The sequence below is a fragment of the Spiroplasma endosymbiont of Seladonia tumulorum genome, assembly GCF_964020235.1.
Lineage (GTDB): Bacteria > Bacillota_I > Bacilli_A > Mycoplasmatales > Mycoplasmataceae > Spiroplasma.
The window spans coordinates 1,741,770-1,754,830 of record NZ_OZ026545.1 but is presented as its reverse complement, the minus strand read 5'-3'; the positions used below and the strand labels follow the sequence as shown (position 1 = coordinate 1,754,830).

Here is a 13,061-nt window from a genome sequence, read left to right as displayed (position 1 = left end):
ATCCATTTAAAATTTAAAATTATTTGGTACAGAATTTTGAATCCATCTATTAAAAAAGACATTTGTAGAGTGCACCCCAAAAAGTAAGTAAAATAAAAAAAGATTTTGCTAAATTTTTATAGGGGGTGCATTTTTATATGGCAAAAAAAGGACAAAAATATAACAAATATACATCAGAATTTAGAACAAAAATCATTGAGGAAATTAAACAAAAAAGTTGTTGAATAGTAGCAAAACAATATAATATAAATGCAAATACAGTAGAATCTTGATGAGCAAATCATAAAAAAGGAAAATTAAACAATCCTAAAGGACCTAAAATTTCTTTTGGCAAAAGAAATTTAGAATATTATAAAACAAGGTATGAATTATTAAAAAAGCTCCATGACTTTTACAATTAAGCAAACTAAGAATTGTCTCTTTTATTAAACAAAATTTTTGTGAATATTCAATAAAATTATTACTAGAAGTAACAGGGTTAAAACGTAGTTATTGAGATAAATATAAAAATTATGACAGTAGCAAAAAAGATAAAAAAGCAATAAATGATATTGTAAAAGTCTATGAAGAAAATTTAAAACAATTTGGTTATCGAAGAATTACTAAATATTTAAAGGAAGATTATGGTATAAAATATAATTCAAAAAAAGTTTTAAGAATTATGCGTGATAATCAAATACAATCTGAATATGTAAGAAAAATGAGAAGAAAAATGAAATATAAACAGAATAAATAAAAAAGCTTATTGCAATATCCTGATTTAATTAATCGTAAATTCAATGATATAAAAACAAGGTTTTCAGTACTATATACTGATGTAACATATTTAATTTGAAAAGGAGAAAGATATTATCAATCAACAATTATTGATGGATATACTAAAGAAATAGTTGATGTAAAGTGATCTAAATATAATGACAATAAATTAGTAATGGATAATTTAAATGATGCAATTAATAAAATAAAATTAATAAAAAAAGATCTGAATGGAATAATAATTCACTCAGATCACGGATATCAATATACATCCACTATTTATCACGATAAATGTTTATCTAACGGTATTACAATTTCAATGGGAAAAAATTACCACTGTGCAGATAATATTGTTATAGAAAGTTTTCATTCATTACTTAAAAAAGCTACAATCCATAATAAAATATATAATTCACATGAAGAATATATACAAGATGTTATAAAATGAAATACATGATATTCAAATCGTAAAGAAAAAGATATAATTAAAAAAAGTAAATACTTTTTATTAGTACTTACTAAAATGGGTGCACTCTATTTGCAATGTCTTTTATTTAATTAATGATGGTTGTGTCATTTCAGGGGGAATTTCTTCACCTAATAAATCTAAGATTGTCGGAGCAATATCAGCAATTGCCGGATTATCTTTTCGTAATTGTAACCCCTCTTTTGTAATAATAATTGGAACCAATTGTGAAGTATGCTTTTTATTAGGACCCCCTGTTTCATCAATCATAATTTCAGCATTTCCGTGGTCAGCAGTAATAATCATAATTCCGTTAACTTTCTCAATTGCTGCATAAATTTTACCAAGACAATCATCAATAGCTTTAACTGCTTCGATTGCGGCTGGTAAGATTCCAGTATGCCCAATTATATCACAATTTGCAAAATTTAAAATAATAACATCAAATTCATTTCGATTAAGTTCAGCAATTAATTTATCAGTAATTTCATACGCTGACATTTCTGGTTTTAAATCATAAGTTGCTACTTTTGGTGATGGAATTAAATCTGCTGAAGCCCCTGGTAATGTAATTTCGGCTTGTGTTGCTAGACCATTTTTAAAATAATCTTTTCCACCATCAAAGAAAAATGTAACATGAGCAATTTTTTCTGTTTCAGCAATTCGCAATTGACGGTAACCTTTTTTTCTTAATCATTCTCCTAAACCATTAATAACTTCAATTGGTTTAAAAGCAACATGTTTTGAAGCAACTGTTTCTGCATATTCCATCATTGAAACAAAATAAATATCATATAATTTTGGCATAAAATAAGTTTGTGCATCATTACCCGGAAAATTAGGATTTGTTAAAGCCGAAGCTATTGCAATAGCACGATCAGGACGAAAATTAGCAAAAAAGACAGCATCACCTGATTTAATATAACCTCTTGGAGTATTAATATTATATGCTGGCATTAAAAATTCATCGTTACGGCCAGCTTGATATTCACGGTCAATATATTCTATTGGGTCACTAAATTCCGAGCCTTTTCTTGAAACTAAAACATCATAAGCAACCTGCACTCGGTCATATTTTTTATCACGATCCATTGCGTAATAACGACCACCAATGGTTGCAATTTCGCCAACTTTTAATTCGTTTTGTAATTGTTGAAATTGTTTAAGATAAATTTTAATACATTCTGGTTTCGTATCACGTCCATCACCAAAAATATGCAAGTAAATTTCTTTTTCTCCTTCTTGTGCTGCTAATTTATAAGCAGCAAAAATATGGTTTAAATGTGAATGAACACCACCATCTGAAAATAATCCCATAATATGAAAAGCACCATTATTTTTTTTTGCAAAATTAATTGCAGCTAAAAGTTCTGGATTTTGATTAAATGTTCCATCTTTAATTGCTTTATTAATTAAAGTTAATGATTCATATTTAATGCGACCTGCTCCTAAATGAATATGTCCAACTTCAGAATTTCCCATTTGTCCTTCTGGTAAACCAACTCATTCTCCTGCCGCATGTGCTGAGACTCATGGATATTTTGCTTTTAGCTTTTCAACATTGACCATATGCCCTTGTGTTACAGCATTTCCTTTTGAATCAGGTGCAATCCCTCACCCATCAAGAATTGCCAATAAAATTGGTTGTTTAACTTTCATTTTATTATTTCTCCTCTTTTTCTCTTTTCTTAACAATTATATAATTATTTTCTATTATTGAGAATATATTTTTCAATCATTTTTGCAACACCACCTGTTTCAACGGTTGTCGTTACTTCTTTTGCTATTGCCTTGATTTATTCTTGACTATTCTCCATTGCAATTCCCAATCCTACATTTTTAATCATTCAATAATCATTCATACTGTCACCAATTGCCATCATTTCTGATAAAGCAATATTCCATTGAAATGAAATTCATTTCAAACCAGCTAATTTACTAATCTCTGGAGCATTTATTTCTGCTGTTCCTGAGGCATCAATTGCAATTTCAATATTTTGCCCACGAGCTGCAATAATAAAATCGTCGTTTTTATGAACATCCATTACAATACATTTATAACTTTTATTTTAAATTGTTAATGCAGAATCATATTGAATAAACTCTCCATCAAAAAATGCTAATTCAGGATTATTTTCAACAACAGGATTAAAATTAACAATAACTTTGGTTAAATCATCAATATAACATCATAATTTTTTATGATATTTTTTGCCAATTGGAATAAAAAATTAACTTGAGAAGCAGACAAGGTTTGTTGATGAACAATTGTATGTGTCTTAATATCATAAATACATGCACCATTAAAACCAATAAAGTATTGATGAAAATAATCCATTTTTACTTTAATAGCTTCTGATAACGAAGTTAATACTGGTCGTCCTGTTGCAAAAATAACTTGTACCCCCATTTCTTGTGCTTTAATAATTGGCATAATATTGGCTCGTGAATCCCTTGATGAAAGGAACAAGCAGTTCCATCCATATCTAATGCAATTAATTTAATTTTATTCATAATTCCCTACTTTCTATTAAAATCTCATAATTATATTGTAAAAGAAAAAACCATATTTAAAAATATGGTTTAAAAACTAAATTCTCAAACAAGAATTATCTCTTAAACAACTGCATTTGCATTTTCAGTTGCTACTTCATCTTTCAAAAGTCAATCTCTTAATTGCGGACGAAAACCATAAATAGCACCTACACAACCACCTAAAATCGCTAAAACAATTAAAATAGTAATAAAAACAGTTAATCAAGGACGTATTTTCTTTGCACAATTTTTACATTGACATTGAATTTTTTCAATATTTGCTTGATGTTTTTTGCTATTAGTTCCTTTTTGCTGCTTATCATCAAATAAATCGGGTGGTCCTGGTACTCCAATATTCATATTTTGGCCAAGTCCAACTTTAATATTTGGATCAATTGGGGCATTTAAGAAATCTGATGGTTTAATTAAAGTACGATTTTGCATATTAGTAATTCGTTCAGCAATCGTTTGAGGTTGAGTTCCTTGTCCCGATAATTGTTGTGAATTTTCTTGTATAGTATTTATTTGTTGGTTATTTTGTTGTCCTCAATTACTAACATTAGGAAAATATTGTTGATTCACATTTTGTTGTTGATATTGCGTCGCTGATTGAGCCCCTTGGTTAGTACTAAGTTGATTATAATTTTGACTATTGCCATTTTGTTGTTGATATTGTTGTGAACCAATATTTCTTGTTGATGAATATTGTTGTTGCGAAATATTTTGTCTGACCTGTCCAGATGTTACTGAATTATAATTTTAATTAGGTCCTTTTTGTTGATAATTTTGTTGTGAAACATTAAAATTATTTCCCTGGTTAAGAGAAGTTTGTGCTGTTGGTTACTTTCTGACTTGTTGCCTGAACCATTGTTAAAAGAATGTTTAAAATTCATTTTATGCCCTTTTATTTCATCAATAATTACATACTCTTTATTTTTGTATACTTCGTGTAGTAATTATAACATAAAAATGGCCGCAATTTTAGGATAATATTGCTTTTGTAAAAACATTATTAATAATTACACTTGGTCGTTTATTATGATATAAAATATCATATAAAACTTCAAATAAAGGTAATGTAATATTATTTGCACGCGCATCTAACACAATTGTTTTACAAGTTAAAACACCTTCTACTGTTTTTACTTGCTCTGATAAAACTTTTTGAGCATCATCAACTTGAGCAATTGCAAAACCAAGCGAATAATTCCGTGATTTACTTGAGGTAGTTGTTAAAATTAAATCAGCTAATCCTGCAAAATTAAAAAAAGTTTCAATTTGAGCTCCTTTTGTTTTGGCAAAAAGTTGAATCTCATTTAACCCCATTGTAATTAATGATGCTTTAGCATTATCAGATTCATAAAGACCATTAAAAATTCCTGAGGCAATTGCTACTGCATTTTTTAAAGCAACCGCATATTCACTACCAATCACATCCGTATTAGCAAAAGTAACAAAATATTCATTATTAAACAAATCACGAACTTCTTGCGCAATTACTAAATCCTGTGAAACTGCCATAATACACGTTGGTTTTCGTTGTAAAACTTCTTTTGCAATGCTTGGACCATAAATACCTGCATATGCTTTTAAAATTTTTGGATTTATTAATTTTATAATTGATTTTGATAAAACTTCGTGTGTTTCAGGATCTAATCCTTTAGCAACATTAATAATAACAACTGGTTTTGTTACTGTTTGATTGATTTTCTCAATTATTAATTTAATAGCAACAACAGGAATTCCTAAAATAATATATTCAGCATCTTCAACTGCTTCAGCAAAATTTGTTGTGGCCTTAATTTCTTTATTAATTTTTAAATTACCAAAAAAATGACGATTTAAATGTTCGTTGTTAATATCATTAACTTCTTTCTTATCAATTCCATACATAATAACGTTATGATCATTATCTGTCAAAACATTTGCTAAAACTGTCCCATATGCTCCTGTTCCAATAACAGTAATATTTTTTTGTGTTTTTTTCATCATAATTTTCCTCGTTACTTTCTCTCTCTAAATAATATTTTAATTGGTACTCCCTCAAATCCAAAATATCCTCGAAGTTGATTTTCAAGAAACCTTTTATAAGAAAAATGAAGATATTTTGGATTATTACAAAACATAATAAAAGTCGGCACAACACCTTCAGGCTGAGTAGCATAATAAATTTTTAAACGCCCACCATTAAAATCTGGTGGTGGATTTAACAATTGTGCTTTTACTAAAATTTCATTTAGAACACTAGTTTTTACTCGCTGCGTTAAACCAACATAAACTTCATCAATTGTTTGAAATAAAATATGTAATCGTTTTTTTTCTAAAGCAGAAACAAAAACCATTTTCGCATAATTTAGATATTTAAAATATCCACGAATACTTTGTTCATTTTTTTTCATTGACCGTTCATCTTTTTCCATTACCGCATCTCACTTATTAACTACCAAAATAATTGGTTTATTTTGTTCAAATGCAATACCAGTAATATTTGTATCTTGGTCAGTAATAGGAACTGTCCCATCAATAATTAATAAAACAAGATCACTTCGTTCGATTGCACTAACAGCACGAAGAACACTATATTTCTCTAATTTTTCATAAACTTTCCCTTTTCTACGAATTCCAGCAGTATCAATCACAGTATAAAGTTGATTATTCCGTTTAAATGATGTATCAATTGAATCTGTTGTTGTTCCTGCAATTGGTGATACAATGACTCGTTCTTCACCTAAAATAGCATTTGTTAAAGAAGATTTTCCAACATTTGGTTTACCGATTAAAGAAAAATGAATTCCTTCTGTTTTTGGTTGAACTGGAATTTGATCTAAATGAGAAATTACTTGGTCTAATAAATCACCAATTCCAATTCCATGAGTAGCAGATACAGCAATTGGCTCACCAAATCCTAATGTCATATATTCATACAATTCACTTTCTTTTTCTTGCTTATCATATTTATTAACAACTAAAAGAACCGGTTTTTTAGCACGATATAGTATTTTTGCAACCATTTCATCATCTGGGGTAATTCCTTCTTTGTACGATAAAACAAAAATAATAATATCAGCTTCTGCAATTGCAATTTCTGCTTGCATTTTAATCTCTTGTGCAAACATTGCCGTATTATTTAATGTAATTCCCCCCGTATCAATTATTAAAAATTCTCTTGTTAATCATTCTGAAAAAGCATAAATTCGATCGCGTGTTACACCAGGAGTATCTTCAACAATTGCAAGGCGATTTTTAATAACACGATTAAATAATGTTGATTTTCCAACATTTGGACGCCCTACAATTGCAACAGTTCCTTTTTGTGCCATTTATTTTCCTGCTTTCTTATAATTACATACTATTTCATAAATTTTAGTTACCGTTTGTTCAAATGTTAACTTACTACTATCCACAATAACTGCATCAGGAGCAATTTTTAATGGTCCAACCGCTCGGGTTGTGTCAACATAATCTCGTTCTTTTAATTTAGCAGTAATTTCTGCCAAATTATTCGGAACAATATGGTTTTCTTGATTTTGATTTCATCGGCGGTTAGCTCGCGCTGTAATACTCGCTGTTAAGTAAATTTTCACTTCAGCATTATGAAGAACAACAGTAGTAATATCTCGTCCAACAACAACATTACCTTTTTTAATCACTAATTTTTGTTGCAGGCAAACCATTGCTGCTCGAATAAAATCAAGTCCAGTAATTTTGTTGATATTATCCAGAACAAGATCAGTTTGCAACTTATCAGTAATATCTTTCCCATTGACATAAACACGGTTATTAATCACTTGATACTTAAAGTTTGTTAATTGTGCTTGTAACTGATGATGATTTGCAAAATCAACTCCAACTTTTACACAAAAATAAGTAAAAGCACGGTAAGTTAACCCAGTATCAATAAACTGATAATTTAGTTTTTTGGCCAATTCATAACCAGCAGAAGATTTTCCACTACCAGCGGGGCCATCAATCGCAATATTTATTTTCATCATCTACTCCTATTTTCTATAACATAAAGATTAAAACTAAACAAATAACTAATAAAACAACAAGCAAAAGCATAGTACTAAATAACATTTTATAACCTGGTTTTATTTTTCGATAAACAACTAATACATTATTATGTTTTTCTTCTAAAAGAGCGCTTGATTCTTTTAGCATTTCTGCTGTTGATCGTTGATCATTTTTACGCATATGTGCAATTGTACTAAATTCAATATTAGCTGAATTAATTTTAAAATCACTATTTTCTGCTTGAATTTTATCACTTACTCGATGATAAGTAATTTTTTCTGCTAAAATACTTTCTAAAATTGCTTGATATTTTTGATATGTTGATTTATTTAACAATGTTTCAACAATTAAAATATTATGCATAACATCACCAGCATCTTGGTCATTTTTTTGATTAGTTTGAATTGTTGCTTTAATTGTATTAACAACTTGTTCTAGCAATTGTTTCAAATCATATTTAAAATCAGATGGGTATGGTTGTTCATCTGGGTTTTTATCCAAATATACTTTTTCTCAACTAAATTCTTGTTCAAAATCTGATTTAACACTACCAAAAAAATTATCATCAATAGCGTTTAACTTCGCCATGTAACTATTAATGACTTGACTGGTTTGATTAATTTCTTGATCAATCTCAATCTCTTTCTTAATCATTTCACGTAGTTGGGCAAATTTCTCCATTCTAGTTTCCATGTTAAACCTCCAACTTTTTTAAACTACATTAAAATTATATATTATTATTAAAATTTTTGTTATTATTATAGTAAATAAATAATGGAGTGATAAATATGGCAAATCGTGATATATCAAAAAAGAACATATGTAAATACTGACTTATGTATTTCTTGTGGTAGCTGTATTATGATTGATGAAACTGAAACATTTTTTATGGATGATGATGGTTTTGCAAATACCATTGATAATGATAAGGAGTTAGTGGAAGCACAAATGGTGTGTCCAACAGCAGCAATTTTTATTAAAACATTAGAAGAATTTAAAAAAAAATCGGAAAAGTAGTCTTGATACTGATTAAAAAAATGTTTTATAATTTTGTATAGTGTAAACCAATTAGAACAAAACAACTCTTATTAAAGGGTTGTTTTTTTATTTGAAATAAAACAACTCCTAAAAGGAGGTAATGATAATTAAGCAACAAAAAATATGTGATGTTAATGATTGTTATAAAGTAATATCATTCATTACCGAAGAATTTTTATCAAATAAAGTTTTATGAACTTGTGAAAAACATAAAGATTTATTGAATAAAGTAAAAGATAAAACACAAAAGCGGTTTTATAAACGTTTAGAAAATTCAAAAATTATCTTTGATTGAGAAACTGGGTTTTTAAAACTTAAATTTTACAAAACAACTTAATGCAGAGTGGGACGGTTATTTTAAATAACTAAGTGCTTCCATAAGAACATGAGTTTATACTCATTCTCACAGCCAGCCGAGGCGAGTACTGAAACGGTGTATGAGGAAATATGCAAATCGACGCTGGTTCATTAGAACTAAGCGATAGTCGTGTTGTGTCCAAGGCTAACATCAAACGACAATAAATATTGAGATGATGACACAAACAATTAAATTTGCGTTTAGCATTCGGTCCTTTGCATGGGTGCGAGTAAATTTAATTTCAAAAACTGAGCGTCAAATCCCAGAGCGAAAGCACAAATGGGCACGGATAAAGGAAGACATATATATGTCTGGCGTCAATATTAAAAAACAACTGTGTATTATTAAACATTTAAATAATTAACATACCGCCACCGCTCACCCCCAGTGAAGCGGATGGCGTAGTAAATAAATTGATAAATACTTATATAACTAATTCTCGCTTGGCACTTTCACTTGGGAGTGAGTGCCAGCGAGTTAAAACTAGGAGGAATTATAATGACAGAATATAAAAGTAAATATATTAATAAAACTTGGAATGAAATAACAACATCATTTGATTGAGTTAATTGTCAGCCTATTAATTGTCGTATTTCACATCATAAAAATCATTATGATTTGCAATGTTTAGAATGAGCCAAAATGTACTTAAATTTATTTAAAAATAGATGAGATGTTATTGTTTCTTATATGCAACATTACAAAATTAACGATATTTTAGATTTAGAATCAGATGGTTGAAGAATATTACAAATTGACCAAAAAATTAAAGGAGTAATTTAGGAGGTTTATATAAAAAAGTTAAATAAAAAACCTTGAAAGTTTTTAAGTAAAAAGCAATTACATAAGAAAAAAATTGAGCGTGCTAATGAAAGAGCAAGAATAGAAAATAGTAAGGAATTAAATAAATATGAAAAAGTTAAATAAAACTTGTCTTAAACAAAGATATTGAAGTTATTGTTCAAAATGCGATCAAAAAAATAAATTACAAGAATTAATGCTTAAAAGTTATCCAGTATCATTTGAAGATATGACTGATGAGCATTGAGCATTAGGAAAACAAAATTAGGAGAAACTAACCTTTGAAATGTCAAAAAAATAATTGTAATAATAAAAATGCTTATTTTGGAAATAATTATATTGAAAAAATTGGTGATAAATTAGAGTGAAATTTAGGTTATAAAAAAGAAATTATATTATGTGAAGAACATTGATTAAAAATTTATCAATTAGAAAATTTAATTGTAAATAAAAAGAATTCGGAGGAATAAATTATGACTAAAAGATACTTATTAATTATTAAAAATGAATATTTAACTACATATTCATTTTATACTTTTGAAGAAGCAAAAATAACTGCTAAAAATGAAAAGTATTATCCAACAGTAATTATTGATTTAGAAAATGAAAATATTAAATGACAAAGATGTGAATAATATGTGAAAAGATGAAGATGGTAAGGTTTATACCGAAGAAGATTTATTTAATGAAGCATTAGAAGAATGTCATTCAGAAGAAAGTGCTTATGAATATATTGATACTTTAATTGAAGAAAAGAATTTGGAGGAACTTTAAAATGACTATAACAGAATCAATTAAATTTGACAAACTAAAAGAAGAAAATGAAACACTTAAAAAAACTTGCTGAAAAAGATAAAAAAATTGATCAACAACAATTATATAAAGAAGATTTTTACAAAAATCCATATTTAACAGGTTCTATCGATTGAATATTAGTTGACAGTTCAAAATATGACAAATTACCTAGTAAGGAGGGTAAATAATGAGTGATATTGTAAAAAATACAGTAAATAATATTACATTTCCGTTTTATATAAAAGGTTCTGATTTTAAAGAATTAAGTTTAAAAGCATTAACAATTAAAAAATGAATTGATGAAAATGGACAAGAATTAGCAGAATTTATATATCGACAACAAGCTTGATTAATAAATGGAGAATATAAATCACAATCATTAAAAGATTTAAAATTAGTAGTTTCAAAAATTGATTATATTTTTAGAGAACCATTAGAATTAATAAAAAATTTTAAAGATGAATTAAATTTTATTAGAAAAAATATTTTGAATTTAGAAAATAATATTAAAAGTAATCATGATTCTTTTAAAAATAGTGTTATTAATATTCAATTTCAAAAACAAAATGAAATTATTGAAAATCATAAAAAAGGAAAATTTTTAGAAATTAAAAGTGTAGCAAAACAAGTGCAAGAATTAAAAATTATTACTAGTAATTTTCGTAAAGAAAAATTATTAGTTAAAGATATTGAAATAATTGGAATTGATGATGATTTTGTAGAAAATGCTAATCAATATGAATTAAAACAACTAATTAAATATTTAATTGTTGATGAAAAGTTAGTTAAAAACATAATTAAAGCATAATGAGATATAAATACAGAAAATAAAGTAATTGGTATTAAAGGAATAAATATTCAAATTAAAGGAGTGAAATAAAATGGCAAATATAGTAGAATTTTTAAGAAAAGATGTAGCAAATGATTGAATTAAAAGTAAATTTTCAAATGAAAATGAAATTGTAAGATTTAAAAGTAATTTGATAGCAATAACAAATAGTAATGAATTGTTACAAAAAGCAGATCCAAAAACAATTATGACTGCTTGTTATCAAGGAGTATTATTAAACTTACCGATGGAAAAATAATTTGGATATGCTTATGTAGTTCCATATAATACTAAAATAACAAGAATTATTAATGGTCGCGAAATACAAGAATGAGTTATTCAAGCACAATTTCAAATGGGTTATAAAGGTTATATTCAATTAGCCCAAAGAAGCGGTCAATATTTAGATATGTCAGTATCTGATGTCAAAGATGGTGAATTAATAAATTATGATCGTTTAAAAGGAACTAGTTTTAATTAAATACAAAATGAAGATGAACAAGAAAAATTACCAATTATAGGTTATGCAGCATATTTTAAAATGGTTAATGGTTTTGAAAAAACTTTATATATGACAAGAGAACAAATGGAAAATCATTTTATGAAATATTCTAAAACTTATGCTAAAAATAAAAAGTTTATGATTGCTACTTTTGATGAAATGGCATTAAAAACAGTATTAAAATCATTATTAAGAAAATGAGGTATTATGTCAGTTGAATTACAACAAGCATATAAATCAGATCAAGCAGTTATTACAACTAATGATGAAAAGATTTATATTGATAATGATAGTAATATCGTTAAAAATCAGGGGCATATGAGCCATGAACCATTATCAAATAATATAAATTTTACCCCATGTAATGATGAAATAGCGTACACAAACGATAATGTAGTTAAAGAAGAAGATATCTCTAATGTAGTACCAGCAATTAACAATGATGAGGATGTATACGCATGATAAAAATAGGTATTGACCCTTCTGGATCTGGTACTACGGCTATTGTTGTTTTTGAAAATAATATCTTATTAGATAAACAAGAGTTTATAAATAAAGATTGAAAAAAACATTCTAAATTTATTATAAATTATTTAAAAAATGAAAAACCATTTGGGAAAATATTATCAAATAATCATAAACTAGAATATTTAGTTTTTATAAAAAATTGTTTATATACAAATGCCAATGGCTCAAAAGATAGAGATGATTTATTGAAATTATTAGGTTCGTTAGAAACACAAGGATATATTGCTAATGTTTCACCACGCCATACTAAATCAGTTGTTAAAAATATAGAAAATGAAAGTAAGTATTATGAAAATAAAATTTATTGGGGAATTGATAGTAATTTAACTTATCAATATGGTAAGGGTTGATTTTATAATAATGATAAAATAAGTAATCATTTATGAGATGCCATTATTATTGCTAATTATAAGGGTTAATATTATGAAACATTCATTTA

General features: G+C 27.1%; 22 protein-coding genes and 1 pseudogene. 15 read left to right on the top strand and 8 right to left on the bottom strand.

Features of this window, described 5'->3' with window-relative positions:
* Positions 1-137: 137 nt before the first annotated feature.
* Genes AACL22_RS11145 through AACL22_RS11140 form a run of 3 tightly spaced genes read left to right on the top strand, consistent with a single transcriptional unit; the run spans position 138 to position 1,318 of the window.
* Positions 138-401, top strand: coding sequence for a hypothetical protein (locus AACL22_RS11145; protein WP_338988671.1), 264 nt, complete (start codon positions 138-140; stop codon positions 399-401).
* A complete protein-coding gene (locus AACL22_RS13935) occupies positions 368-736 on the top strand; it encodes an IS3 family transposase (RefSeq protein WP_422397513.1) in 369 nt (122 codons plus the stop codon). Before AACL22_RS11145 ends, AACL22_RS13935 begins: the two co-directional genes overlap by 34 nt.
* Positions 737-745: 9 nt before the next feature.
* The gene (locus AACL22_RS11140) at positions 746-1,318 is read left to right on the top strand and encodes a DDE-type integrase/transposase/recombinase (protein WP_338992195.1); all 573 of its coding nucleotides are present in this window, start codon (positions 746-748) and stop codon (positions 1,316-1,318) included.
* Here AACL22_RS11140 and gpmI read toward each other — a convergent pair.
* From gpmI to AACL22_RS11100, 8 genes are all read right to left on the bottom strand, one after another.
* Positions 1,307-2,881, bottom strand: a complete 1,575-nt coding sequence (gene gpmI, locus AACL22_RS11135) for a 2,3-bisphosphoglycerate-independent phosphoglycerate mutase (RefSeq protein WP_338992194.1) — start codon at positions 2,879-2,881, stop codon at positions 1,307-1,309. The two genes, AACL22_RS11140 and gpmI, sit on opposite strands and share 12 nt — an antisense overlap.
* A gap of 137 nt (positions 2,882-3,018) precedes the next feature.
* Complete coding sequence (locus AACL22_RS11130) at positions 3,019-3,267, bottom strand: HAD family hydrolase (protein ID WP_338992191.1); 249 nt, start codon at positions 3,265-3,267, stop codon at positions 3,019-3,021.
* 125 nt (positions 3,268-3,392) lie between these two features.
* Complete coding sequence (locus AACL22_RS11125) at positions 3,393-3,656, bottom strand: HAD hydrolase family protein (RefSeq protein WP_338992188.1); 264 nt, start codon at positions 3,654-3,656, stop codon at positions 3,393-3,395.
* A 182-nt stretch (positions 3,657-3,838) separates the two neighbouring features.
* Positions 3,839-4,339, bottom strand: coding sequence for a hypothetical protein (locus AACL22_RS11120; protein ID WP_338992185.1), 501 nt, complete (start codon positions 4,337-4,339; stop codon positions 3,839-3,841).
* Positions 4,340-4,738: 399 nt separating this feature from the next.
* Positions 4,739-5,749 carry an NAD(P)H-dependent glycerol-3-phosphate dehydrogenase gene (locus tag AACL22_RS11115; RefSeq protein WP_338992183.1) on the bottom strand — a complete coding sequence of 337 codons (1,011 nt, stop codon included), beginning with the start codon at positions 5,747-5,749 and terminating at the stop codon, positions 4,739-4,741.
* Between the two features lie 11 nt (positions 5,750-5,760).
* Positions 5,761-7,077 carry a ribosome biogenesis GTPase Der gene (der, locus tag AACL22_RS11110; protein ID WP_338992180.1) on the bottom strand — a complete coding sequence of 439 codons (1,317 nt, stop codon included), beginning with the start codon at positions 7,075-7,077 and terminating at the stop codon, positions 5,761-5,763.
* Positions 7,078-7,749, bottom strand: coding sequence for a (d)CMP kinase (gene cmk / locus AACL22_RS11105; protein WP_338992178.1), 672 nt, complete (start codon positions 7,747-7,749; stop codon positions 7,078-7,080). It lies immediately after the preceding gene.
* Between the two features lie 13 nt (positions 7,750-7,762).
* Positions 7,763-8,464 (bottom strand): hypothetical protein, encoded by a 702-nt coding sequence (locus AACL22_RS11100; protein ID WP_338992175.1) that lies wholly within the window; start codon positions 8,462-8,464, stop codon positions 7,763-7,765.
* Between the two features lie 168 nt (positions 8,465-8,632).
* On the opposite strand from AACL22_RS11100, the gene AACL22_RS11095 reads away from it, so the two are divergent.
* The 12 genes and pseudogenes from AACL22_RS11095 to AACL22_RS11040 all read left to right on the top strand — a co-directional run bounded on the left by AACL22_RS11095 (position 8,633) and on the right by AACL22_RS11040 (position 13,041).
* Positions 8,633-8,788, top strand: a complete 156-nt coding sequence (locus tag AACL22_RS11095; protein ID WP_338992173.1) for a hypothetical protein — start codon at positions 8,633-8,635, stop codon at positions 8,786-8,788.
* A gap of 121 nt (positions 8,789-8,909) precedes the next feature.
* The gene (locus AACL22_RS11090) at positions 8,910-9,146 is read left to right on the top strand and encodes a hypothetical protein (RefSeq protein WP_338989369.1); all 237 of its coding nucleotides are present in this window, start codon (positions 8,910-8,912) and stop codon (positions 9,144-9,146) included.
* A gap of 519 nt (positions 9,147-9,665) precedes the next feature.
* A complete protein-coding gene (locus tag AACL22_RS11085) occupies positions 9,666-9,950 on the top strand; it encodes a hypothetical protein (protein ID WP_338992170.1) in 285 nt (94 codons plus the stop codon).
* 127 nt (positions 9,951-10,077) lie between these two features.
* Positions 10,078-10,236, top strand: a complete 159-nt coding sequence (locus AACL22_RS11080; RefSeq protein WP_338990049.1) for a hypothetical protein — start codon at positions 10,078-10,080, stop codon at positions 10,234-10,236.
* 13 nt (positions 10,237-10,249) lie between these two features.
* Positions 10,250-10,438, top strand: a complete 189-nt coding sequence (locus AACL22_RS11075; protein WP_338992168.1) for a hypothetical protein — start codon at positions 10,250-10,252, stop codon at positions 10,436-10,438.
* 3 nt (positions 10,439-10,441) lie between these two features.
* Positions 10,442-10,603: a hypothetical protein gene (locus AACL22_RS11070; RefSeq protein WP_338992165.1), complete on the top strand. Its 162-nt coding sequence runs from the start codon at positions 10,442-10,444 to the stop codon at positions 10,601-10,603.
* A gap of 1 nt (position 10,604) precedes the next feature.
* Complete coding sequence (locus AACL22_RS11065; protein ID WP_338990629.1) at positions 10,605-10,742, top strand: hypothetical protein; 138 nt, start codon at positions 10,605-10,607, stop codon at positions 10,740-10,742.
* Positions 10,743-10,789: 47 nt separating this feature from the next.
* Entirely contained in the window at positions 10,790-10,951 is a 162-nt protein-coding gene (locus AACL22_RS11060; protein ID WP_338992163.1) for a hypothetical protein, read from the top strand.
* Positions 10,951-11,571 carry a hypothetical protein gene (locus tag AACL22_RS11055; protein ID WP_338992161.1) on the top strand — a complete coding sequence of 207 codons (621 nt, stop codon included), beginning with the start codon at positions 10,951-10,953 and terminating at the stop codon, positions 11,569-11,571. Before AACL22_RS11060 ends, AACL22_RS11055 begins: the two co-directional genes overlap by 1 nt.
* 73 nt (positions 11,572-11,644) lie before the next feature.
* A complete protein-coding gene (locus AACL22_RS11050; protein ID WP_338992158.1) occupies positions 11,645-11,851 on the top strand; it encodes a hypothetical protein in 207 nt (68 codons plus the stop codon).
* Positions 11,852-11,866: 15 nt separating this feature from the next.
* Positions 11,867-12,559, top strand: a pseudogene (locus AACL22_RS11045) (recombinase RecT); the annotation flags it as partial.
* Positions 12,553-13,041 (top strand): hypothetical protein, encoded by a 489-nt coding sequence (locus AACL22_RS11040; RefSeq protein WP_338992155.1) that lies wholly within the window; start codon positions 12,553-12,555, stop codon positions 13,039-13,041. The pseudogene AACL22_RS11045 and the gene AACL22_RS11040, both read left to right, overlap by 7 nt.
* Positions 13,042-13,061: the final 20 nt, after the last annotated feature.